At 69.3% G+C, this 23,532-nt stretch carries 19 protein-coding genes; 6 read left to right on the plus strand and 13 right to left on the minus strand.

All coding sequences use genetic code 11. The features are described from left to right. Window positions 1-76: 76 nt before the first annotated feature. Window positions 77-1,075, plus strand: a complete 999-nt coding sequence (gene rfbB, locus MJ607_RS17980) for a dTDP-glucose 4,6-dehydratase (protein WP_243076985.1) — start codon at window positions 77-79, stop codon at window positions 1,073-1,075. 15 nt (window positions 1,076-1,090) lie between these two features. After that, window positions 1,091-2,500 (plus strand): bifunctional dTDP-4-dehydrorhamnose 3,5-epimerase family protein/NAD(P)-dependent oxidoreductase, encoded by a 1,410-nt coding sequence (locus MJ607_RS17985; protein WP_243076986.1) that lies wholly within the window; start codon window positions 1,091-1,093, stop codon window positions 2,498-2,500. Window positions 2,501-2,592: 92 nt separating this feature from the next. On the opposite strand, the gene MJ607_RS17990 is transcribed toward MJ607_RS17985, so the two are convergent. From MJ607_RS17990 to MJ607_RS18025, 8 genes are all read right to left on the minus strand, one after another. Then, window positions 2,593-4,560: a cell wall-binding repeat-containing protein gene (locus tag MJ607_RS17990; protein WP_243076987.1), complete on the minus strand. Its 1,968-nt coding sequence runs from the start codon at window positions 4,558-4,560 to the stop codon at window positions 2,593-2,595. Between the two features lie 102 nt (window positions 4,561-4,662). Continuing rightward, window positions 4,663-5,787: a glycosyltransferase gene (locus tag MJ607_RS17995; protein WP_243076988.1), complete on the minus strand. Its 1,125-nt coding sequence runs from the start codon at window positions 5,785-5,787 to the stop codon at window positions 4,663-4,665. Window positions 5,788-5,790: 3 nt separating this feature from the next. Then, window positions 5,791-7,233 carry an LCP family protein gene (locus MJ607_RS18000; RefSeq protein ID WP_243076989.1) on the minus strand — a complete coding sequence of 481 codons (1,443 nt, stop codon included), beginning with the start codon at window positions 7,231-7,233 and terminating at the stop codon, window positions 5,791-5,793. Further along, on the minus strand, window positions 7,230-7,697 hold the full coding sequence (gene purE / locus MJ607_RS18005) for a 5-(carboxyamino)imidazole ribonucleotide mutase (protein WP_243077072.1): 468 nt from the start codon (window positions 7,695-7,697) through the stop codon (window positions 7,230-7,232). The genes MJ607_RS18000 and purE overlap by 4 nt, the downstream gene beginning before the upstream one ends. A gap of 133 nt (window positions 7,698-7,830) precedes the next feature. Beyond that, window positions 7,831-8,967, minus strand: a complete 1,137-nt coding sequence (locus MJ607_RS18010) for a 5-(carboxyamino)imidazole ribonucleotide synthase (protein WP_243076990.1) — start codon at window positions 8,965-8,967, stop codon at window positions 7,831-7,833. 56 nt (window positions 8,968-9,023) lie between these two features. Further along, window positions 9,024-9,611, minus strand: coding sequence for a PH domain-containing protein (locus tag MJ607_RS18015; RefSeq protein ID WP_243076991.1), 588 nt, complete (start codon window positions 9,609-9,611; stop codon window positions 9,024-9,026). Between the two features lie 75 nt (window positions 9,612-9,686). After that, complete coding sequence (locus tag MJ607_RS18020) at window positions 9,687-10,481, minus strand: biotin--[acetyl-CoA-carboxylase] ligase (protein WP_243076992.1); 795 nt, start codon at window positions 10,479-10,481, stop codon at window positions 9,687-9,689. 62 nt (window positions 10,482-10,543) lie between these two features. Then, window positions 10,544-12,796, minus strand: a complete 2,253-nt coding sequence (locus tag MJ607_RS18025) for a cell wall-binding repeat-containing protein (protein ID WP_243076993.1) — start codon at window positions 12,794-12,796, stop codon at window positions 10,544-10,546. Between the two features lie 57 nt (window positions 12,797-12,853). Here MJ607_RS18025 and MJ607_RS18030 point away from each other — a divergent pair, with 57 nt between their 5' ends. Both MJ607_RS18030 and MJ607_RS18035 read left to right on the plus strand, forming a co-directional pair. Beyond that, on the plus strand, window positions 12,854-14,443 hold the full coding sequence (locus MJ607_RS18030; RefSeq protein ID WP_374238075.1) for an acyl-CoA carboxylase subunit beta: 1,590 nt from the start codon (window positions 12,854-12,856) through the stop codon (window positions 14,441-14,443). After that, window positions 14,440-14,673 carry an acyl-CoA carboxylase subunit epsilon gene (locus MJ607_RS18035; RefSeq protein WP_243076995.1) on the plus strand — a complete coding sequence of 78 codons (234 nt, stop codon included), beginning with the start codon at window positions 14,440-14,442 and terminating at the stop codon, window positions 14,671-14,673. The genes MJ607_RS18030 and MJ607_RS18035 overlap by 4 nt, the downstream gene beginning before the upstream one ends. A gap of 367 nt (window positions 14,674-15,040) precedes the next feature. On the opposite strand, the gene MJ607_RS18040 is transcribed toward MJ607_RS18035, so the two are convergent. Genes MJ607_RS18040 through MJ607_RS18055 form a run of 4 tightly spaced genes read right to left on the minus strand, consistent with a single transcriptional unit; the run spans window position 15,041 to window position 19,351 of the window. After that, a complete protein-coding gene (locus MJ607_RS18040) occupies window positions 15,041-16,087 on the minus strand; it encodes a hypothetical protein (protein ID WP_243076996.1) in 1,047 nt (348 codons plus the stop codon). Further along, window positions 16,084-17,337, minus strand: coding sequence for a sensor histidine kinase (locus tag MJ607_RS18045; protein WP_243076997.1), 1,254 nt, complete (start codon window positions 17,335-17,337; stop codon window positions 16,084-16,086). The genes MJ607_RS18040 and MJ607_RS18045 overlap by 4 nt, the downstream gene beginning before the upstream one ends. Next, window positions 17,327-17,995, minus strand: a complete 669-nt coding sequence (locus tag MJ607_RS18050) for a response regulator transcription factor (protein ID WP_243076998.1) — start codon at window positions 17,993-17,995, stop codon at window positions 17,327-17,329. The genes MJ607_RS18045 and MJ607_RS18050 overlap by 11 nt, the downstream gene beginning before the upstream one ends. Window positions 17,996-18,004: 9 nt before the next feature. After that, entirely contained in the window at window positions 18,005-19,351 is a 1,347-nt protein-coding gene (locus tag MJ607_RS18055; protein ID WP_243076999.1) for a class I SAM-dependent RNA methyltransferase, read from the minus strand. A 31-nt stretch (window positions 19,352-19,382) separates the two neighbouring features. Between MJ607_RS18055 and MJ607_RS18060 the strand changes: the two genes are divergently transcribed. Then, a complete protein-coding gene (locus tag MJ607_RS18060; protein ID WP_243077000.1) occupies window positions 19,383-20,030 on the plus strand; it encodes a nucleoside triphosphate pyrophosphatase in 648 nt (215 codons plus the stop codon). Between the two features lie 77 nt (window positions 20,031-20,107). Next, window positions 20,108-21,874 carry a biotin carboxylase N-terminal domain-containing protein gene (locus MJ607_RS18065; RefSeq protein WP_243077001.1) on the plus strand — a complete coding sequence of 589 codons (1,767 nt, stop codon included), beginning with the start codon at window positions 20,108-20,110 and terminating at the stop codon, window positions 21,872-21,874. Window positions 21,875-22,048: 174 nt separating this feature from the next. On the opposite strand, the gene MJ607_RS18070 is transcribed toward MJ607_RS18065, so the two are convergent. Beyond that, window positions 22,049-23,497, minus strand: coding sequence for an NAD(P)H-quinone dehydrogenase (locus MJ607_RS18070; protein WP_243077002.1), 1,449 nt, complete (start codon window positions 23,495-23,497; stop codon window positions 22,049-22,051). Window positions 23,498-23,532 lie beyond the last annotated feature (35 nt).

Genomic DNA, 23,532 nt, shown 5'->3' on the forward strand with positions numbered 1-23,532 from the left:
CGAGTCTAGGTCGGGCCCGTAGATCATCGTTCTTGAGCCGTCACGTCGCATGCATCGCTGCGGTTATCCTGGAACGATGCGCAGACTCCTCGTCACGGGAGGGGCCGGCTTCATCGGCTCCAACTTCGTGCACCACGTCATCGAAAATACCGACGACCAGGTGACGGTGCTCGACAAGCTGACTTACGCGGGAAATCGTGCGTCGATCGCGGGCCTCCCCGACGATCGCGTGACGTTCGTCAAAGGCGACATCGCCGACGCGGACCTGGTCGACGATGTGTTCGGCGGCGTCGACGCAGTCGTGCACTACGCGGCAGAATCACACAACGACAACTCGCTGAACGACCCGCGGCCGTTCCTCGACACCAACATCATCGGCACCTACACGCTCCTCGAAGCAGCCCGTCGACACGGGACACGTTTCCACCACATCTCGACCGACGAGGTTTACGGCGACCTGGAGCTTGACGACCCCGAGCGGTTCACCGAGTCGACGCCGTACAACCCGTCCTCGCCCTATTCCTCGACGAAGGCCGGCAGCGACCTGCTTGTCCGTGCATGGGTCCGTTCGTTCGGCGTGCAGGCGACGATCTCGAACTGCTCGAACAATTACGGCCCGTACCAGCACGTTGAGAAGTTCATCCCCCGGCAGATCACCAACGTCCTCCGCGGCATCCGTCCAAAGCTCTACGGAGCGGGCGAGAACGTGCGCGACTGGATTCACGCCGACGACCACTCCTCTGCGGTGCTCAGCATTCTCGACCACGGGGTCGTCGGCCAGACTTACCTCATCGGGGCCGACGGTGAGATGAACAACAAGAATGTTGTCGAACTCATCCTCAGTCTCATGGGACGGAGAGCCGACGACTACGATCACGTGACGGACCGGACCGGCCATGATCTGCGCTATGCGATCGACTCGACCAAGCTGCGCACCGAGCTCGGCTGGCAACCCGCATACAGCGACTTCACGGCAGGTCTTGCCGCAACCATCGAGTGGTATCGCGCACATGAGGGCTGGTGGTCGCCCGCCAAGGACGCCACAGAGGCGTTCTACTCCAGTCTCGGCCAGTGAGTGCGGACGCCCTCGATGACTGAATACGGCAAGCGGCTGGCTGCTGTGGAGACCGGCATCCCGGGTCTTGTGCTGTGGGAACTGCCCCTCCACGGAGACAGCCGCGGCTGGTTCAAGGAGAACTGGCAGCACGCCAAGATGACCGCACTCGGGCTCGACGACTTCGGCCCCGTGCAGAACAACATATCCTTCAACGACGCGATCGGCACCACACGAGGCATCCACGCCGAACCGTGGGACAAGTGGGTGTCCGTCGCGACGGGCCGCATCTTCGGCGCCTGGGTCGATCTTCGCGAGGGGCCCACTTTCGGTCGGGTGTTCACCGCGGAGATCGATGCATCACGGGCGATCTTCGTGCCGCGTGGCGTGGGCAACGCTTATCAGACCCTCGAGCGGGACACCGCGTACACCTATCTCGTCAACGACCATTGGTCGCCGGATGCCGCCTACACGTTCCTGAATCTCTCCGACGAGACGGCCGCTATCAGCTGGCCGATCCCGCTCGCCGACGTCGAGATCTCGACCAAGGACCTCGCCCATCCCCGCTTGCGCGACGTGACGCCGATCCCACCACGGAAGACGCTTGTCGTAGGCGCGAACGGTCAACTTGGACGGGCGCTGCGCGTCGAACTCGGCAACTCTCCTCAGATCGAGTACGCAACGCGCGCGGACCTGGACCTCACCTCCCCTCAACTCGTGGAAGCACGCCGCTGGCGCGATTACGACACGATCATCAACGCCGCCGCGTACACGGCGGTCGACCACGCGGAAACGCCACAGGGACGGGCGGATGCGTGGGCGGCCAACGTCAACGGCACGGCGGCCCTCGCACGGGTGGCCGCGCAAAATGGTGTGACGCTCGTGCATGTCTCAAGCGACTACGTCTTCGACGGCGCGCTCGACCGAGCCTATCGGGAAGACGACGCTCTGTGTCCGCTCGGCGTCTACGGTCAGACAAAAGCCGCCGCGGACGCGGTCGTCAGCACTGCACCGAAGCACTACATCGTCCGCACCTCGTGGGTGATCGGCGACGGCAAGAACTTCGTACAGACGATGGCGTCGCTGGCGGACCGCGGCATCGACCCGAAAGTCGTCGATGACCAAGTCGGACGCCTCACCTTCACCGAGGACCTCGCCCGCGGCATCCTCCATCTGCTCCGATGTGGCTCACCCTTCGGCATCTATAACCTCACCGGCGGCGGCGAGCCCACCTCGTGGGCGGACATTGCCCGGAGCGTCTTCGAGGCCAGCGGACACGACCCGTCGAGGGTCACGGGCATTTCAACTGACGACTACTTCGCGTCCAACATCGGCCCGGTCGCACCGCGGCCTCGCAACAGCCTGCTCGACGTCGGAAAGATCGAGGCGACCGGATTCACGGTCCCAGACGCCCTCGGCACGTTGTCGACCTATCTGACTCGCTGAGAAACCGCCCCGAGCGCCTCACCGGAGGCTATTGCCAACCCGTGGGGGCACGCACGCCTGTAGTGATCTGAGTAAGGCGATCGGTGAACCCATCAACAACGAACGGACTTGGCAACCGCGTCGTTGAGGCTGGGGACACCTCCTAGGAGTGTCACGTTCGTCACTCCCGCGGCGAGCATCCAGTCTTTCGTTCCGCCGTCGAGGCACGTCGCCGGCGTCGTGAGCAGGGGGCTCAACGTCCGCGCCGACAGGACACCGCCCACGAGCGCGTCCGGGAAGTTCTCCCCCGTCGCCATCAGCACCTTGGGCGTCCCGTTGGGGTACGCAGCAGCAACGAGGAGCCGGGCTGTCTCGTACCGACTAGTGCCGGCGATCCGTTGCGCCGCGATCCCCGTAGCCGTGATATCGGCTACAACACCAGCGCTCACCCGATCGGCGCCCCCCACCACGATGACGCTCCCAAACCCCGCGGATCGGAGCGTCACCGTGGTGGACGGATCGAGCCGCGGAGCGGCACCATTGACGAGAATCACCGGGCGCCCTTGCGCCCCGCCGAGGGAAGCCGCGACGATCGCGTCGGGGAAAGCGTCCCCGGTGGCGACGTAGGCAGCGGTGGCACCGGGGAAGAACTCGGTCGCGATGAGCCGACTAGTCTCATATCGATCTCGCCCGGCGATTCTCTCCATCGCGGCGTCAGGTAGGAGCGCAGCGATCTGCGATGCGATATCGCTGGAGATTCTTGCCTCGCCACCGATCAGGACAACCCTGGCGGGAGCAAGTCTCGCGATCTCCGCAGCGGTCGTTCCAACGAGAGCGGTGGGCTCTGTGAGCAGCAACGACCCGCCGATACGCCCGGCCGCGGCGCTGGCCGCGAGAGCGTCCGGAAAGTCGATCCCAGAGGCCAAGAACACCGTGGATGCCCCGCTCGGATAGGTCCGCTTCGAGACCTCGACCGCGGTCTCGAACCGATCCGCGCCAGCGACCCGCGAGGTGGTGTACGGAACCGCCTGAGTCTGCGTGAGATAGGCACCGTACACCCAGAAGTGTTCTCCGCTAATCCGGATTCGCCACCAATCGCCGTACACGCCTACGCGCGTCACAATGGTGCCTGCCGCCAGCGAGCGTGCGACAGGTTCACAAGCGGTTGAGGGAGCAGTTCGAGCATTGAGCGCAGCGACAGCAACGAAGTACTCGCCGTCAGCTGGCATTACCGCAGAAGATGACGGTTGCGAGCATGCATTCGCGGGGACATGGGTCGAGCCGAACCAGTCGGTGAAGTACTGGTAGAAGTTCCTGTTCCCGTATGCCGAGCACCCGTCGCCCTCGCTATAGCCCGCGCGGAGCGCCGCGGCGTTGGGCTGGTAGGGCGTGTAGTAGTAGAGGTTCGCGGTCGCCTGATTCTGGATGAATACGGGCGACGACCCACAGGCGGCATTCGGGTTGTATCGCACGTTCCATGTCTTGCCGGGGGCGTACCACGTGAAGTACTGCGAGGTTCCGGGCGGGTTGGCGTAGCGCTTGAACTGCCAGGCCGCGCCATAGACCTGGTTGAAGAAGCCGTAGTACCTCGTGTCGCACGCGGCCGTGTCGGGGCATCCCTGGCCCATCGCGATCGTGTACCGCCACTCGGAGGGCCACGTGTGCAGGACGAGTCCCTGCTCCTTCTGGAGCGTCGCGAGCAGCACTTGCGGGTTGATCCCGCATGCCTGGGCGACCTTGAAGATGATCGCCGAAGCGCGTTCCCGGATGCCGCCGGAGTACGCGCCGCACATGGCGTCGGGCGTGGTCGTGCGCGACGTGTCGTACCAGTCCTTGAGGCACGTGTAGCCCGCCTGGCAATTCGGGACCTTCGCCTGAAGGAAACTCTGGATCTGTTCGGCCGACATCGTGTCACGGTCGAAGAACACGGCATCGCTGATGATGTTCCCGGCCTCGAACTTCGTCAGGTCAGCTGTCTTCACGACCATGTCTGCGGTGTGGGCTGCCGTACCGACGCTTGCGGTGGCGGGGACAGCGCTCAGCAATCCCAGCACGACGAGAATCGCTGTGAGGAGAGCCATTGGGGACGCCACGCGAGCGCGAGGGCGTCGGGCTTGCGCCGTCGCCATGTGAACAGTGTGACGGAAGTTGCAGAACTAAATCAACGTTACACAGCAAGGCCGTTACAGGTCGGCGTGCAGCTGCCACACCCGGTCGGCCGCAGCGCGCCACGAGAACACGCGCCCTCGGTCCCCCGAGAGCACCCCGAGGCGGTCCGCCGCGGCGGTCGAGCCGAGCGCCGATGCGAGCGCCTCACCGAGCGCTTCGGGCTCGGGAAGAACAAGCAGACCCCCGTCGACGATCGTCTCCCGGTGCACTGTCGACTCCGCCGCGATCACCGGCACACCGACCGCGAGCGCCTCGACGACCCGCCACGGGAACGCCGATCGCACCGAGGGCGCCAGCAGCGCCACGGCCGCTCCGAACACCGCGGCGCGGTCGGGCGCCGAAAGCGCGCCCCGCACGTGCACGTTCCGCTCGGGGATCCCAGCGGCGGAGGCGAGCTCTGCGACAGCAGGCTCCTCCCCCTCGCCCGCGTCGATCACGAGCACGGGGACGTCCAGCCCAGAGCGAGCGACCGCCGAGAAGCCGAGCGACAGAGCGTCCGACGGCGCTGAGCCACCAGACAGGAGGACGAAACCCTCCGGCACATCGAGCACGCGCCGCCGCCCGACCTCGTCCGACGGGACGGCGAAGCCGGCGGGTGCAGCCCCGGCGATGACCCGTACGCGCTCCCCGAGACCCGGCGCCAGGTCCGAGAGCGATTCGGCCATCGAATGCGTCGGAACGACGATCGCGTCGGCGTGCTTGACGGCGCGCTTGAGCATCGCCCGCTGCCAGCCGACGACGGTGCGCGAGAGCTCCGAGGGCGCCTCCCACGCGCGGAAGTCCCACAGCGTCACGACCGTCTGATCGTTGTCGTGCACACGATCGTGCTTGACGAGCGGGGCGAAGAGCGACGGAGAGTGCAGCATCCCGCCCCCGATTCCCGTCGCGACGCCGAGCTGGAGCGCGGCCGACAGCTCACGGCGCGCGAGGGCGACCTTGTGCAGTCGTGCGAGGCCCGGCAGCTCGAGCGCGATCTCGTCGACGCGCGCGGCGGCGACGCCGGGCAGGATCCCCTCGACCTCGCACCCCGCCGGCGCGGAGGCGATGAGCGCCCGCGTGAGCTCCCGCGATGCGGTCGCGAGGTCCTCGTCGAGGGGGGCGGCGACCTGATCGAGCATGAGGCGCAGAGTCGCGACCACCGCTCAGCCCTCCGGTGACGGCGACGGCGGATGCAGCGCCGTCTGGATGAGCTGCCGGATGTACGCGAAGTCGGGCTCGTATTCGTCGATGCCGCCCTCGGGCGTGAGCTCGATGGTCGAGACGAGCTGCTCCTTGGACTTGACGGCGAGGTCGGCGAAGTACGGGAGTATCGACTGCGGCAGGTCGGTCTCGACGATCGCTGTGCCCGCTGCCGCGATGTCGCTGAAGCGCGTCAGGACGGTCGTAGGCGTGAACTGCGCCAGCATCGCCTCCTGCAGCTGCCGTTGGCGCTTCATGCGGTCGAAGTCGCTCGTCGTGTAGCGCGAGCGGGCGTACCACTGCGCCGTGTCGCCGTCCATGTGCTGCGCTCCGGCTTCGATCCAGCCGGTCGCCCACTCGTCGGCGGGCTGACCCTCCCACGCGGGTCCGCCACCTTCGGGCAGGCGCTCGGCGACCGTGATGTCGACCCCGCCCAGGGCGTCGACGAGCGCTGCGAAGCCGTGCATGTCGATGAAGACGTAGTACGGGATCTCGATGCCGAGGATGCCTTCGGCCGCGTCCTTGGTGGCCTCGACGGCCGGCGTCGAGCCGTTGGCGACGGCATCCGGATACAGCGCGTTTCCATCGCGACACACCTCGACCTCGGTGCGCAACTGGTTGATGCCGCTGCTCCACCCGCAGGTCTGATCGGAATGGCCCTCGTGAACGTCGGGATAGAGGTCCTTCATGGGCCCCTCGGCGAACGGGAAATGCGGCATGTCGCGCGGGATGCCCGTGATCGTGACGGCGCCCGTGTCGGCATTGACCGAGACGACCGAGATGCTGTCGAACCGCATGGAGTCGCGGCCCTCTCCGCTGTCGGCGCCCAGGAGCAGGATGTTGTAGTACCCGTCGGAAGGGGGGACGGATGCCGCGCTCGCGCCGAAGATCGACCCCAGAGTGTCGCGCACCGTGCCGACGGCCTGCGACGCATAGACGGCGCCCCCGCCCGAGAGCACGAGGAGGGCGACCGAGACCAGCCCGATGCCGAACCGCGCCGCGCCGCCCGTCCGAACGAGCCGCACGAGCCGCAGCGTGTCGATCGTCAGGACGACCCACAGCACGGCGTACGCGATCAGCACGATCTGCGCGCCGAGCAGGAAGAACCAGTTGGTCGCGAGCGTCACGAGGGCTGAGCGCCACAGGACGGCCGAGAGGATGCCGAACACCACGAGCACCCACATCGTGAGCGTGGCCGCGATCCCGATGCGACCGAGACGACGGTTGCCTGCGACGACCTGCGCCGACCCGGGCATCAGGAAGTTGAGCCCCACGAGCCACCAGCCGCGCTGGGTCATGAACGGCCGCGACGAGGCGTCGGGATAGCGGAGCGGCTGCTCCTCGACGAGATGACGAGGAGCAGCGGATGACGCGCCGGCCGCCCGCGGCGGGCTCAGGACGCTCACAGAGACTCCTTGAGCCGCCGGTTCTTGGCCTCGACCTGCGACTCGAGGTCGCGCGCGTACTCCTCGACGCGATCGCCGAGTGCGGCATCCGTCGTCCCCAGGATCCGCGCCGCGAGCAGGCCCGCATTCTTCGCACCGCCGATCGAGACGGTCGCGACGGGGATGCCGGCGGGCATCTGCACGATGCTCAGGAGCGAGTCCATGCCGTCGAGGTAGGCGAGCGGCACGGGCACGCCGACGACCGGAAGAGCCGTGAGAGAGGCGAGCATGCCGGGAAGATGGGCGGCGCCGCCGGCGCCGGCGATGATGACGCGGATGCCGCGACCCCTGGCCTCACGGCCGTAGCTGACGAGCTTCTCAACGGTGCGGTGGGCCGAGACGACCTCGACCTCGTGCGGGATGCCGAAGTCCGTGAGCACCTGCGAGGCGTCGCTCATGACGCGCCAGTCCGAGTCGGACCCCATGACGACGCCGACGAGAGGGGCTTCGGAGGAGTGCAGGGGGCGAGTCACCCGTCAAGGGTAGGCCGCATGGCTGGAAGAAGCCCGCAACGGCGCGGCCACCCCCGCCTCCCGCACGGCAATCGGCCAGAGAGGGTCAGTCGAGGAAGTGGGATGCCGCGGCACGCGCGACGTAGGCGACATCGTCGAGATCGTTCCCCACGGAATTGACGTGCCCGACCTTGCGACCGGGGCGCGGCGCCTTGCCGTAGGTGTGCAGCTTCGCGGCGGGGTACTCCTCGAGCGCCGCGGGGAACCGCGCCTCGAGCGGCTCTTCGGCGGGCCCGCCCAGGATGTTGACCATGACCGACCATGCGGCCAGCGGCGACGGGTCGCCGAGGGGCAGGTCGAGCACGGCGCGCAGGTGCTGCTCGAACTGGCTCGTGACGGCGCCGTCCTGGCTCCAGTGACCGCTGTTGTGCGGGCGCATCGCGAGCTCGTTGACGAGCAGGCGCTCGTCGGTCGTCTCGAAGAGTTCGACCGCGAGCATGCCCGTGACGTCGAGGCCTTCGGCGATCGCGATGCCGATCTGCTCGGCGACCTCGTGGCAGCGGTCGCTCGCGTGCGGAGCGGGCGCGATGACCTCGGCGCACACGCCGTCGCGCTGGACTGTCTCGACGACGCGGTAGGCGCGCACGTGGCCCGATGGCCTGCGTGCGACCTGCTGCGCGAGTTCGCGCGTGAAGTCGACGAGCTCCTCGACCAGGAGGGCACCGCCGCGCGCATCCTCCGCGAGCGCCGCGAACCAGTCGTCGGCCTCGGTGGCGGCCGAGACGACACGGACTCCCTTGCCGTCGTAGCCTCCGCGCGGCGTCTTGACGACGGCGCGGCCGCCGTGGGCGTCGAGGAACTCCTGCAGCTGCGCGGCGTCCGAGACGGCCGCCCAGTCGGGCTGGGGCATCCCGAGCTCATCCAGGCGCGCGCGCATGAGCAGCTTGTCCTGCGCGAAGCGGAGGGCGCCGGGCCCCGGCCGGACGGCGACGCCCGCCTCGACGAGGGCGACGAGCACGTCCTGCGGCACGTGCTCGTGGTCGAAGGTGATGACGTCGACCTCGCGTGCGAAGGCGAGGACCGTCTCGACGTCGCGATAGTCGCCGACGGCGGATGCCGCGAGCGCGGCCGCCATCCCGTCGTCCTCTGCGAGCACGCGCAGTTCGACGCCGAGCTCGACAGCGGGTGCGATCATCATGCGGGCGAGCTGGCCGCCTCCGACGACTCCGACGCGCAAAGGCATGGGACTCCCTCTCTCGGTACACTCCATCATCCCGCACGACGCGGGGTGACGGGACCTCACGGTGCGGGAGGCGCCGGCGGCGCGGGCGGCGCCGTAGGGGCAGCGGGATACTGCGGGAGCGGCAGCTCGCGGTGGGCGAGGATCTGGTTCACCTCGACCTGGTCGACGAGGCATTCGTTGACGAGATCGACCGTCGGCACGTTCATGAGCCGCATCGGCTCGTCGACCCCGTTGGAGAGAATGAGCGTGCCGGCGCCCCACATCCGCTGGAGCGGCCCGCGCGTGAGCTGGATCGCGTATCCGCGCACGTGCGTCAGCTCGCGGCGGCGCGGCACGAGGACACCGGACCGCTCGATGACGCGCTTGGTCGTGATCGTCCACGTGCGCGACCACCACGCGAGGAACGGCCAGAGGGCGAGCAGGAGCAGCACGACGGCCGCGGCGGTCAGCAGCATCCAGTTGCGGAACGGGGCGGGCAGGTTGCCGTAGAAGAAGCCGACGGCACCCGCGACGGCGACGACCACGAGCGACGGCCATACCAGCCGCCGCGCATGGCTGCGGAAGCGCGCGACCCGCAGCTCGGGCGTGGGCACGCCGGGAGCCGGCGTGAGGGGGCGGCCCCCGAACGACACCGGCTGGGTCATGCTCCCATTGTGGACGGCACCGGCGACACTGTGCGCCGCCTCGCCGCAGGATCCGGGTCCCGCCCGGGCCCCGGCTCAGCGCACGTGGACGACATCGCCCGCCGAGACCGCCGTCTCGATCTCGCCCGACACGACGACGAAGCGCCCGTCCGGGTCGATCGCCTGCGCACGCCCCTCGAGCTTCGTCCCATCCGGGAGAGAGACCACGACGTCGCGCGCGAGAGTCGAGCACAGCCCTTCGACACCCGCGAGCACGCCGGCCGCGACGGCGTCTCCCCCGGCCGCCCCGAGCGCCGTGAGCTGCTCGTCGAGGGCCGTGAGGTAGTCCGCGAGCAGGCGGTCCTCGTCGCACACGAGGCCCGCGGCCTCGAACGAGGTCGCCGTGGGCACGGGAAGGTCGATCTGCGGCATCCGGGTGTTGACTCCCGCGCCGATGACGACGGCGTCGGGCATGCCGGGTACGACCTCCGCGAGGATGCCGCAGATCTTCGCACCGTCGAGCAGGACGTCGTTCGGCCACTTGAGGCGCGCGTCGTGCCCCGTGCCGAGCACCTGCGCGGCGATCGCGCGCGTCATCGCGGCCCCCGCGACGAGCGGGATCCATCCGCGCGCCTGCACGGGAAGCCCCGGAACGCGCACGACGACGGAGACGGCAAGGGCGGTCCCCGGCGGGGTCGTCCAGCTGCGGTCGAGCCGGCCGCGACCCGATCGCTGATCCGTCGTCAGCAGCAGCGCGAGGTGCGGCCAGTCCTCCGGGGCGCCGAGGAGGGCATCCACGACATCCGCGTTCGTCGAGCCCGTCGAATCGACGACCTGGACGCGGGGGCTGACAGCGGCGGCGAGCGGGAAGCCTTCGGCGGGGATCGACATGCCGACACCCTACGCGCGCAGGCTGACGGGAGGGACGGCTTGACAGTCGTGCGAAGGTGCCGTCAGCGGTTCCGCAGATCGTGAACGGTCGCCCAGAGCTCTCCGTTCCCCCATTGCACCTTGTACCAGGTTCGATTCGCATCATTCACCTGGATGGGCGTTCCTGCGGGCACCACCACCGTCATTGCGCCTCCCGGTGAGGTTCGCAACGCGGTCGCGCGGACTGTCGCCATCTGCTGCGCGGGATACACCATCGCAGCGCCGAAAGGTCCGTTGAAGTGCTCATAGACCGTCCGTGAGACGGCTCGCAGCGCGGCCTGCGGCGGCCCCGCATCACCGATCATGGAGATCATGTACGGACCTGCAGGGCTGTACACGATAGCTGTGTCCGCTTGAAGCAGCCCCGACGCAAGCCACAGTGCGCCTGGTTTGCTCACCTGGGCCACGCCCGGCGGAATTCCGGACGCGATGCGTGTGCGAAAGATCTGGATTCCCATGAGGGAGAGCAGATGGTCGGCGTACGGGCGAGAGAGGGCCGTCCCTGCGGTGAGCTTCTCGAGCATTCCGACGAGATCATTGGTCGTCGAGCGATTGCCGGCGTAGAGCACACTCGCACCGTTCGGCACCGTTCCGTAGGAGGTGTTGGGAAAACCGGCATCCGCGATCATGCGATTCAGCTGGCCGATGCCGATCCAGTGAACGATGTCGGAGTGGCAATAGTTGTCGGACGCGTGAATCATCACATGCAGGCAATTGTTGAGATCCACCCCGGATGGCAACATCGTGCTGAATCCGGCAGCCCCTGATTCGATCTTCTTCAGCGCGGCCCACGCAGCGAAGAGCTTCATCATGCTCGCCGGTTCACGCCGGATAGCCCCGCCGATGTCCGTCACGGCGTCGAGACCACCCCACTGCCGGACTGATACCGAAAACGAACCAGGGTACTGCGCCAGGGTGGCCCGGATCTCTGAGTTGAGGCTGGTCTGACTCGCCAGTCGCTCGGTCGTGCACGATCGGTTTGCGAGCACAGCTGCGCCGAGCCACTCTGGACCGCCGACAGCTGTAACGGCGAGGGCAGCCGCCTCGACAGTGGCCGAGACTACGTCTGGCATGCACGGCTTGAGCGCGTAGAAGAGTGCCTGACCAGATGCGGCGGCGAGCGCAGCCGCGACCGAAACGTCTGGGGCCGACATCGAATTGGCGACGATGGCGCGCTCCGCTGGCTCCGTGCGCTCCCGGCTCATGAGGACAGCCGTCTCATGGCGGTCGGCGCCGGCTCGGCGCGTCAGGGTGAACCCGGCGCTACGAAGCGACTGCTCATACGCCGCGCCGATATTGGTGAGGCCGCCTGCGAGCACGAGCGAGTTTGCCCCGACATCACGGAGCGCATCGAGTGTTGCGGCATCGACCGCTGGGGCGACACCGTCGACCAAGAGGGCTCCGTTACCAGTCGCAGCCGCGGCGACCGAGGCGAATGGTGCGTCCACGAGGTTCGCCCCATTGGACAGGTAGACCGTGGGAGCCGGGGTCGTCCGGTCGACCAGGGCCATACGGGAGGTCTCATAGCGGTTAACGCCCCCGAACCGGCGGACGTCGGGCGCCAAGGCACGCAGACTCTCGAAGACTGCTGACGAGACTGAGGGCTCGCCTCCGACAACGATTATCGACTCCGGTCCGAGGCGAGCGACCTCGGCGGCGACACCGTCGGGAACTGACGACTGGTTCACGTATAGGAGTGGCGCCCCCTGAGTCGCCGCGATGCCGGCGGCGATGATCCCATCAGCAGGTGAGTACCCCGACGCGATGAGGACAGTCGCGGCGCCGTCGGGAAAGGCTGCTCGCGCGGCGGCCGTGCTCGTGGCAAAACGATCTGCTCCTGCGAGCCGCGGCTCCATCGCACCCGTCGCTGTGGCGCGGTCCAACTGTGAGTTCACAAGCGCGTCTGAGTCCGGCTCACCGCGCTGCATCGACTCGACGGCCGGCGCCGAGGGCTCTGGATTCGGTGAGGGCTCCAGGACTTGGCCCAGATCCGGGGTCGGAGTCGCGTGCGGGGTGGCTGTAACACTGCCCGATTCTTGCGGGTACGGGCTCGGATGAGGTTCGCTCGTCGCCCCCTCGGCCGGCGCGTCGGCCAGACCGACGAGGAGCACGATCGCACCCAGCACCGCCGTCAACCTCGTCAGCGGCGCCCGATCGCCCATGCGTCTTCGCATCACCGGGACCGACCATACCCCCGCTGCGCCGATGCTGCGCGGGCGAATTTCGACGAGCGGCGATGAATGGGCTCGATCCGGGATCGAGACAGCGGATGCCACGTCCCCTTGTGCGAACCCTCCAACCTTCTCGGATCCGCCGCCGATAGTGTGGAATCCGTGACCGACAAGCCCGACCTCTCAACGACTGCCGGCAAGATCGCGGACCTGCGCGCTCGCTACCAGGAAGCCGTGCTCGATGCCGAAGAGGCCGCCCAGACCAAGCAGCACGCGAAGGGCAAGCAGACGGCCCGCGAGCGCATCGAGCAGCTCGTCGACAAGGGCTCGTTCGTCGAGTTCGACGAATACGTGCGCCACCGCACGACGGCATTCGGCATGGACAAGTCCCGCCCCTACGGCGATTCCGTCGTCACGGGCGTCGGCACGATCCACGGCCGCACCATCGCCGTCTACGCGCAGGACTTCTCGACCTTCGGCGGCTCGCTCGGCGAGGCGGCCGGCGAGAAGATCATCAAGATCATGGAGTTCGCGATGCGGGGCGGCATGCCATGCGTCGGGATGCTGGACTCCGGCGGCGCCCGCATCCAGGAGGGCGTCATCGCCCTCGGCAAGTACGGCGAGATCTTCCGCCTGAACACCGCGGCATCCGGCGTCATCCCCCAGATCTCGATCGTCATGGGTCCCGCCGCCGGCGGCGCGGTGTACTCCCCCGCCCTCACCGACTTCGTCGTCATGGTCGACAAGACCAGCCAGATGTTCGTGACCGGCCCCGACGTCATCAAGACCGTCACGGGCGAGGACGTCGGCATGGAGGAGCTCGGCGGCGCCTACACGCACAACACGCGCTCGGGCGTCGCCCACTACCTCGCCGAGGACGAGGACGACGCGCTCGACTACGTCCGCACGCTCCTGGGCTTCCTCCCCGACAACAACATGTCGGAGCTCCCGGTCTACGAGTCGGACTTCGAGTGGGAGACGACGGATGCCGACCGCACGCTGAATTCCGTCATCCCGGACTCGCCGAACCAGCCCTACGACATCCACGGCGTCATCCGCTCGATCGTCGACGCCGGCGACTTCCTCGAGGTCCAGCCGCTCTTCGCGCCCAACATCGTGATCGGCTTCGGCCGCGTCGAGGGGCGCACAGTCGGCATCATCGCGAATCAGCCGTCCCAGATGGCCGGCACGCTCAACATCGAGGCGGGCGAGAAGGCGAGCCGCTTCGTCCGCTTCTGCGACGCGTTCTCGATCCCGATCGTGACGCTCGTCGACGTCCCCGGGTACCTGCCCGGCACGGACCAGGAGTGGACGGGCGTCATCCGCCGCGGAGCGAAGCTCCTCTACGCGTATGCCGAGGCGACCGTCCCCCTCGTGACCGTCATCCTCCGGAAGGCGTACGGCGGCGCGTACATCGTCATGGGCTCCAAGCAGCTCGGCGCCGACGTCAATCTCGCATGGCCGACTGCCGAGATCGCCGTCATGGGCGGCCAGGGCGCCGTCAACATCCTGTACCGCGGCGAGATCAAGCGCGCCGAAGAGGCGGGCGAGGATGTCGCGGCCGTCCGGACGCGCCTCGCGAACGAGTACACGTACAACGTCGCGTCGCCGTTCCTCGCCGCCGAGCGCGGCGAACTCGACGGCATCATCGAGCCGGCCCAGACGCGCGTATCGATCGCGAAGGCGCTGCGCGCGCTGCGCGGCAAGCGCGCGAGCCTCCCGCCCAAGAAGCACGGGAACATCCCGCTGTGAGCGCGGCCGACGGCACGAGCCACCTCGACGGCATCACCGTCGAGGTGCTGGGCGGCGAGCCGACCGACCTCGAACTCGCGGCGCTCATCGCCGTCGTCAGCGAGGCCTACGTCGAAGAAGCGCAGGGCGCCGTCGCGGACGAGCCCCCGAATCGCTCGGCGTGGGCCCTCTCGCAGCGCTCGTTCCGCGAGCCCCTGCGGCGCGAGCTCGGGTGGGTGCGGGGCGGATGACGCCCCCGGGGGACGCCGCATCCGTCGTCGGGGAACCTGTCCCCCACGATTTCCGGATTTGTCCCCCGAAATACCTACAGACGGATTGCTTGCATCCCTGAATACTTGATCTTGCTGGAACGCATTTGCGTTCGGCTGGCCTGACTGTCCCAAGCAGCCCAGGTTCGGCCACGCGGACGGTTTTCGGGTAACTGTCCGCATGGCGGGGGGCTGGCGTATCGCCGCCCCCCGCCCCTTCAGATTCCGCTCCCCGCCTCGGTTCCCCTCCCCCACCGAGACGGGGAGCGAGTTCCTTAACGGCCTGCTGGGCTGCGATCCGCGTCACCGCGCCGCTGCGATCCGCGTCACCGCGCCGCTGCGATCCGCCTCAGCGCGGGTGCGCGATCTCGTGCCAGAGATCCACGACATCCTCGTCGGCGACGCCCGAGCCGGTCGCCGACCGGCCGACGATCGTGACGGCGACGCGTTCGTCCGGCGACGTGCGGATGTAGAGACGATCCGAGGCCGATGTGCGAAGGGTGTCGGCCAGCTGCGTGCGGATGAGGGCGAGGGATGGCTCGGCCAGATCATCGAGACCGCCCTCGTCGAGTACCGTCGCGGCGCCGCCCCGACGGCGCACGGCCTCGAGCTCCGCGCGGACGTCGTCGTCGAGCAGCCGGGGCGCGCGCATCTCGTCGCGGAGCGCACCTTCCGCGATGCGCGCCTCGAGCCGCTGTGCATCGTCGAGGGCCCCGCCCGTCGCGACAGTGCGGCTGAGGACCGGGCCCGCAACGGCGAGAGCCCGCTGCACCTGCACGCGGCGTTCGCGCTGACGGACCACTTGAGAGGCCTGCCAGGCGGATGCGGCGCGCTGAAGCTGCGCGAGATGCTCCGTGTCGCGTGCGGCGCGGTCGATCGAGTACAGCAGCAGCTGCGCGGCCCCGACCCACACGATCGAGCCGACGAGTCCCAGATTCAGCGCCTCGAGGGGGCCCATCCACGCCATGGCCGCGATGCTCAGCACGACGATGCCCGTCCACGCGACCCACGGCCGTCGCCGCACCATGACGATCGCCATGAGGGCGCCGATCCCACCCAGATACCACGTCGCGAACGGCTCGGTCTCGGAGCCGGGCCCGACGGCGAGCGCGACGCTCGTCGGCACGAGCGCGGCGCACGCCAGCGACATGACGCAGGCCCACAGCGGGAGCGCGGTCGGCCCCTGGATACCGATCGGAGGCGTCGGCGCCGGCCCGCGGTTGCGCCGCGGCGGATTCCAGAAGATGCACAGCCACGTCGTGACGAGGTAGAGGCTCAGGGCGAGTGCGAGGACGAACGGGTAGGCGATCTCGCCTGTCCAAGGCAGGCTCCGGGCAGGGAGGTACGCCGTGAAAGCGACCCCGAGCCACACCAGGACCCTTCGGACGCTGATCACGGCCCGCCCTCCCGCCATTCGATGCGGACCGTCGTGCCGCGCTCTCCCGAGGTGATCGAGGCGGTGCCGCCGACAGCCGCGACGCGCGCGAGGATGGACCCTCGGATGCCGAGCCGGTCGTCCGGCACTTCCTCCAGGTCGAATCCACCACCGCGGTCGCGCACCTCGATGCGGACCCGCACGGGGTCCGGCGCGGCGTTCACGCTCACGGCGAGCCCGTCGCCGTCCGCGTGCTCGATCGCGTTCGTGATGGCCTGCATCGCCGCGAGCGACAGCGCCCGCGCGATCCGGCCCGGGACCGAGGGATGGTCGCCGACGATCGAGCGCTCGGTCGTGATCGCGACGCCGAGCTCGAGAGCCGCCTTCTCGATGCCGTCGGCGATGGCAGCGGCATCCGTCGGCTCGTCACTGCCCTCTTCGGGATCCTGCTCGGCGTTCGCGAGCCGGGTCAGCGCCTCGCGGGCCATCGCCGCAGCGAGCGCGCGCTGACGGTCGGTGTGCGCACGCTCCGCCGCGATGAGTGCCGCGAGGACGCTGTCGTGCATGAGGGCGGCGACCTCGACGCGCTCCTTCTCGACCGCGTCGGCAGCCGCGGCGAGGGCATAGGACTCGACGGCCCGCAAACGTGTCTCGTCGACGTTGACCGCGACCGAGCGGAACAGCCACGCGAGCGTGAAGAGGATGCCGCCGAGGATCAGGGCGAAGGCGACGTCGCTCAGCACGGGGATCCAGTACTCCTGCGCGAAGTCGCCCTGCATGAGCCGGACGACGCCGAAGACGACCGGCAGGAGCACCGTCCACACGAGCTGCATGCGCAGGGAGAACGCGAGGATCGCCGCGAGGGTCCCGACGTTGACGAGGTACCAGATCCACGGCTCCACCGAGGGGTCGGATGTCACCCCCTGCGTTGCGAACGGCCACACGATCAGCGCCGCGAGGTACACGAAGGCGAAGAGGCCCGCGAAGAGCTTGACGCCGCGTCCGACGAAGCACACGAGCACCATGACCGCGAGCGGCGCGAAGGTCACCACGACGAGGAGATCGTGCCAGCCCGGCGCCTCTTCTCGTGAGGTGAGCGCCGCGAAGAAGGCCTGCAGCCCGAGGGCGAGGCATCCGAAGCCGATGACGATGTCGAGCGCGCGTTCGATCCGGCGGCGTGTGAACGATCCGAGCCCGGCCGTCGTCTCGCGCGTCTGCGGGATGTGGCCCCAGGCGTCGTCGAGGATCGTCCGCGCCGGATCAGTCGTCACCCGCGGCGCCCCCGGTCGACTGGGAGAGGATGCCGTCCTCCATGGCGCGGCGCAGCAGATCGACCTTCGTCGGCGCGGGACGGCCGACTTCGACGTATTTCACGCGCACGCGCGTGATGTTCTCCTTGGCCGTCGAATACGCGACCCCGAGCCGGTCGGCGACAGCTTTGAGCGGCAGGCCCGCCGCGTAGAGCCGGAGCACTTCACGCTCCCGTGCGGACAGCTGCGCGTCGGCGAAGGCGCGGTCTCCCTCGACGGCGCTGGCCCACTCGACGTTGTTGAGCGGCTCACCGTCGGCCACGGTGCGGATCGCGGCGATGACGTCGCCGATCGGCGAGGACTTGCTCACGACGCCGGCGGCTCCTGCGGCGAGCGCTTCGCGGACGGCGGAGGGCCGGTCGGCGACGCTGTGGATGATGACGCTCGATCCGTCGAACGTAAGGTTGCTGACGTTCTCGGTCACGGTCGTGCCGTCGCCGAGGGTCAGGTCGAGCACGACGACGTCGGCGGGCGCGGCGCGGCTGAAACGACGCCAATCGAGGTACGCGGTGACGTTGCTCCCGGAGAAGACGACAGTCTCGGTACCGCCCCTTTCGCACGCCGCCTCGAGCCCGAGCCGCACGGACTCATGGTCGTCGATGAGGGCAACTCGGGTCATGCGCTCAGATTAGCGTGGCGGCGTTCCCCTGGTCAGCGTCGCGATCGCCTCGACATGGTGGGAATTGGGGAACAGATCGACGGCGCGGACTGCGGATGCCTCATACCCGGCATCGCGGAAGGTCGCCAGATCGCGGGCGAGCGCCACGGGGTCGCACGCGACGTAGACGACCGTTGCGGGGCCGAGGGCTGCGACGGCCTCCACCACCTCGCGTCCCGCCCCCGCCCGGGGCGGGTCGAGGACGACGACCCCGCGCGAGAGACGCTCGCGCTGCGCGTCGGATGCCTCGTCTGCGAGCCAGGGAATCCACCGGTCGACGCGTGCCGTCTCGGCGCGCGCTCCGACCCACTCGGCGAGGTTCTCGCCGGCGTGCTCGGTCGCCCGCTGATCCGACTCGACGCTCGTGACGCGCGTGGCAGGACCGCCGAGGTCTCCGATGGTCGCGGCGAAGAGTCCGACGCCGCCGTACAGGTCGAGGTGCCACGCGTCGGGGTCGACACCCGCCTCGCCGAGGTCGGCCGCCACGAGCGTCGACAGGGTGTGCGCGGCGAGGCGATGAACCTGCCAGAACCCGCCCGCATCGACGCGGAAGTCCCGGCCGTTGACGCGCTCGATCACGACCTCGTCGGCAGGACCCGCCTTGAGTGCCGGCTGCGCCGGACGCGCGGGACGCCGCGAGCCCTTCCTCCCGGGCCGGCCGCGCGGAGCGGGCTCGGGACGCGGGATGACGCGCACACGGCCGTCCGCGGGCTGGACGAGATCGACGCGGCCCACGCGGCCCGGGCCCAGATGCAGGGCGGCGCGCGCGACGGCGGGCGTCGCGAGCGGGTGCTCGTCGACCGGGATGACGCGGTGGCTGCGCGCGGCGAACGGTCCCACGCGCCCCTCATCGTCGACGTGGAGGCTCACGCGCGTGCGCCAGCCCGTGCCGTCCTCCGTCTCGACCGTCTCGGCCGTCTCGCCGTCGGCCGTGGCGATCCCCCGCGCTCCCTCGATCGTCACGGGGAGATCGAGGCGGCCCATGCGCGTCAGCGCGTCCACGACGACGCGCCGCTTGAGCTCCCGCTGATGAGCGAGGTCGATGTGGCCGAAGTCGGCGCCCCCCGGTCGCTGCTCGGGCGGCACGTCCACGTCCGCCGCGCGCCACACGTGCGGGCGGCGATGGGGCGAGGCATCCAGGACCTCGATCGTCTCGCCGCGCCAGAACGAGGCCTTGCCGGTGTCGGTGAGCCGCACGCGCACGCGTTCGCCCGGAATCGCGTCGGGCACGAACACGACGCGCCCCTCGTGCCGCGCGACGAAGACTCCCCCGTGTGCGACGCCGGTGATGTCGAGCTCGAGGAGTTCGTCAGCCATGCGATCGACTCTCGCACACTAGCGTGGGCGCATGCGCGTGCTGCTCGCCTCGACCTCTCCCGCCCGGCTCATGCTGCTGCGACAGGCCGGGATCGAGCCCGAGACGGCCTCGCCCGACGTCGACGAAGAGGCCGTCGTCGCGGCCGTCGAGGCGGCCGAGGGCCGCACCCTGGCTCCCGACGAGCATGTCCTGCTGCTCGCGCGCAGGAAGGCGGCGGATGTCGCCGCCCGCGTCACCGCGGAAGACCCGGGCTTCGACGGCATCGTGATCGGCGGCGACTCGATGTTCGAGCTCGACGGCGAGATCCTCGGCAAGCCCCACACGCCCGAGGCCGCGACGGCCCGCTGGGTCGCGATGCGCGGCCGGACGGGCGTGCTGCACTCGGGGCACGCGGTGTACCGCCTGCGGCCGGGCGCTCCAGCCGAGGAGGCGGAGGCGGTGGCCGCGGCATCCGTCTCCTTCTCGGCCGACGTCACGGACGACGAGATCGCGGCCTACGTCGCGTCCGGCGAGCCGCTGCACGTCGCGGGCGCCTTCACGATCGACAGCCTCGGCGGCGCTTTCATCGAGCGCATCGAGGGCGACCCGTCGACGGTCGTCGGGATGTCGCTCCCGACGCTGCGCGGACTCGTCCGCGAGCTCGGCGTCGCATGGCCCGACCTCTGGTCGCGCTCGTAGACTCTCCACACGTTCTGGGATGTTTCTTGTGCAGGTCGCCCAAAAGGGCGGGGGTCGCGGTCGGTAGGCTGGCTCACATGCCCCAGATCGCAAAGGTGCTCGTCGCGAACCGCGGCGAGATCGCCGTCCGTGTCATCCGCGCGGCGCGCGACTCGGGGAAGGCGTCGGTCGCCGTCTACGCCGACCAGGACCGCGACGCGATGCACTCGCGGCTCGCCGACGAGGCGTACGCCCTCGAGGGCACGACGAGCGCCGACACGTACCTCTCCATCGAGAAGATCCTCTCGATCGCGCGCCGCTCCGGCGCCGACGCCGTGCACCCCGGCTACGGCTTCCTCGCCGAGAACGCCGACTTCGCGCGCGCCGTGATCGGAGCGGGCCTCGTCTGGATCGGCCCCTCCCCTGAAGCCATCGAGGCGCTCGGCGACAAGGTCACGGCCCGTCACGTCGCCGAGAAGGTCGGCGCGCCGCTCGCGCCCGGCACCCCCGGCCCCGTCGCAGGCGCCGAAGAGGTGCTCGCGTTCGTCGAGGAGCACGGCCTCCCCATCGCGATCAAGGCCGCCTACGGCGGCGGCGGACGCGGGCTCAAGGTCGCCCGCACGATCGACGAGGTTCCCGAGCAGTTCGACTCCGCGACGCGCGAGGCCATCACGGCGTTCGGCCGCGGCGAGTGCTTCGTCGAGAAGTACCTCGACAAGCCGCGCCACGTCGAGACGCAGTGCCTCGCGGATGCCGCGGGCAACGTCGTGGTCATCTCCACGCGTGACTGCTCGCTGCAGCGCCGCCACCAGAAGCTCGTCGAGGAGGCGCCCGCGCCGTTCCTCACCGCCGCTCAGAACGAGATCCTCTACTCCGCGTCGAAGGCGATCCTCAAAGAGGTCGGCTACGTCGGCGCCGGCACGTGCGAGTTCCTCATCGGAGCCGACGGCACGATCTCGTTCCTCGAGGTGAACACGCGCCTCCAGGTCGAGCACCCGGTCTCGGAAGAGGTCACGGGCATCGACCTCGTGCGCGAGCAGTTCCGCCTCGCCGAGGGCGAAGAGCTCGGCTACGACGACCCCGCCCCCGAGGGGCACTCGATCGAGTTCCGCATCAACGGCGAGGACCCGGGTCGCGGCTTCCTCCCCCAGCCCGGTCCGATCAAGGTCTTCAAGACGTTCGGCGGCCCCGGCATCCGTCTCGATTCCGGCGTCACCGCCGGCGACAGCGTGAGCGGCGCGTTCGACTCCCTGCTCGGCAAGATCATCGTGACCGGCCGCGACCGCGACGAGGCGCTCAGCCGCGCGCGCCGCGCACTCGACGAGTTCGAGGTCGGCGGGCTGCCCACCGTCCTCCCGTTCCATCGCAAGGTCGTCCGCGACCCCGCCTTCACGGCCGAGAACGGCGAGTTCGGCGTCTTCACGCGCTGGATCGAGACCGAGTTCGTCAACGACATCCCGCCGTGGGACGGCGAGCTCAGCGACATCGCGCCCGCCGAGACCCGGCACACGGTCGTCGTCGAGGTGGCCGGCAAGCGCATCGCCGTGAGCCTCCCCGATCGCATCGTCGCGGCGCCCGTCGCGGCGGGCCGCCCCGCCGCCGTGCCGCCGTCGCGCCGCTCACACGCACCGACCGCCATGGCCGGGGCATCCGGAGACGCCGTCAAGTCGCCCATGCAGGCGACCATCGTCAAGGTCGCCGTGCAGGACGGTCAGCAGGTCGTCAAGGGCGACCTCGTGGTCGTGCTCGAGGCGATGAAGATGGAGCAGCCCATCCAGGCCCACAAGGACGGTGTCGTCGGCTCGATCGACGCGAATCCCGGCACTACCGTGTCGTCGGGGCACCAGCTCCTGACGATCTCCTAGGCTCGGCGTTCTGGCGGAGCCTGGCGCCTCCTCCCGCCCAACCATCCCCCGTGGCGATTCTGGCGACTCGTCACAAGGCGCTGTCTCAAGCGACACATTCTGGCGACTCGCCACAATGCGCGAAGCGAACGAGGGGCGGGTACCGGGTCGGTCAGGCGCCCGGAACCGGGTCGGTCAGGCGCCGTAGATCGCGTGGTCGACGACGTGCATCGCGCGCGCGGCGTCGGTGATGCTGCCCGAGAGCGACGGGTAGACCGCGAAGACGCGCGAGACCTGGTCGACCGTGAGGCGCCGCTCGACGGCGATCGCGATCGGGTAGATGAGCTCGGACGCGCGGGGGCCGACGATGACGCCGCCGATGACGCTCCCGCTGCCCTGGCGCGCGATGAGCTTGACGAAGCCGTCCTTGATGCCCATCATCTTGGCGCGCGGGTTGGCCGCGAGCGGCAGCTTGTGCACGACGCCCTGGATGAGGCCCTCGGCGATGTCCTTCTCCTGCCAGCCGACCGTCGCGATCTCGGGGGCCGTGAAGATGTTCGACGTGATGCGGCGGCGCTCGAGCGGGATGACGACGTCGCCGAGCGCGTGGAAGACGGCGGTCCGGCCCTGCATCGCGGCGACCGACGCGAGCGGCACGAAGGTCGTGCAGTCCCCCGCGGCGTAGATATTCGGGACCGAGGTCCGCGCGACGCGGTTCACCTGGATGTGCCCGGACTCCGTCATCTGGATGCCGGCCTGCTCGAGGCCGATGCCCTTCGTGTTGGGCACCGAGCCGACCGCCATGAGGCAGTGGCTGCCCTCGACGGTCCGGCCGTCCGACAGGGTCACGCGGACGCCGTCGCCCGTGTTCTCGACCTTGTCGGCGCGCGACTTCGACAGCAGGGTCATCCCGCCGCGCTTGAAGACCTTCTCGAGAACCGCCGCGGCATCGGTGTCCTCCCCGGGGAGCACCTGGTCACGGCTCGAGACGAGCGTGACCTTGGAGCCGAGGTTCATGTAGGCGCCGGCGAACTCGGCGCCCGTGACGCCGGACCCCACGACGATGAGGTGCCCGGGGAGTGCCTGCATGTCGTAGAGCTGCGTCCACGTCAGGATGCGCTGCCCATCGGGCTTGGCGCTGGGCAGCTCGCGCGGGGACGCGCCCACTGAGACGACGAGCGTGTCGGCGACGATGCGGTCGAAGTCGGTGCCGCCGGGGCCCGTCGAGACCACGACGGCGTTGTCGCTCTCGAGGCGCCCGCAGCCCGGGATGATCCGCACGCCGGCCTCGATGAGCGACGCGCGCATGTCGTCGGACTGCTGCCGCGCGAGCGAGAGGAGCCGCTTGTTGACGGCCGTCAGGTTGATGGCGACCTCGGGCTTGAGCGGCTTGCCGTCCGCCCCCTTCGCGAAGAGCTGCACGCCGAGGTCGCCCGCGCCCTTGATCGCGACGGCGGCGTCGGCGGTCGCGATGAGCGACTTCGAGGGGACGACGTCGGTGATGACCGCCGACCCGCCGATCCCCGCCTGCTCCACGAGGGTGACCTCCGCGCCCAGCTGCGCCGCGGCGAGCGCCGCTTCGTAGCCACCGGGCCCGCCGCCGATGATCGCGACGCTCTGGGTGACCTCGAAGCTGACAGACATGGTTCCTATTCTCACAGTCCGAGGGCCTCATCACG

The sequence above is a fragment of the Microbacterium sp. SS28 genome, assembly GCF_022761035.1.
Lineage (GTDB): Bacteria > Actinomycetota > Actinomycetes > Actinomycetales > Microbacteriaceae > Microbacterium.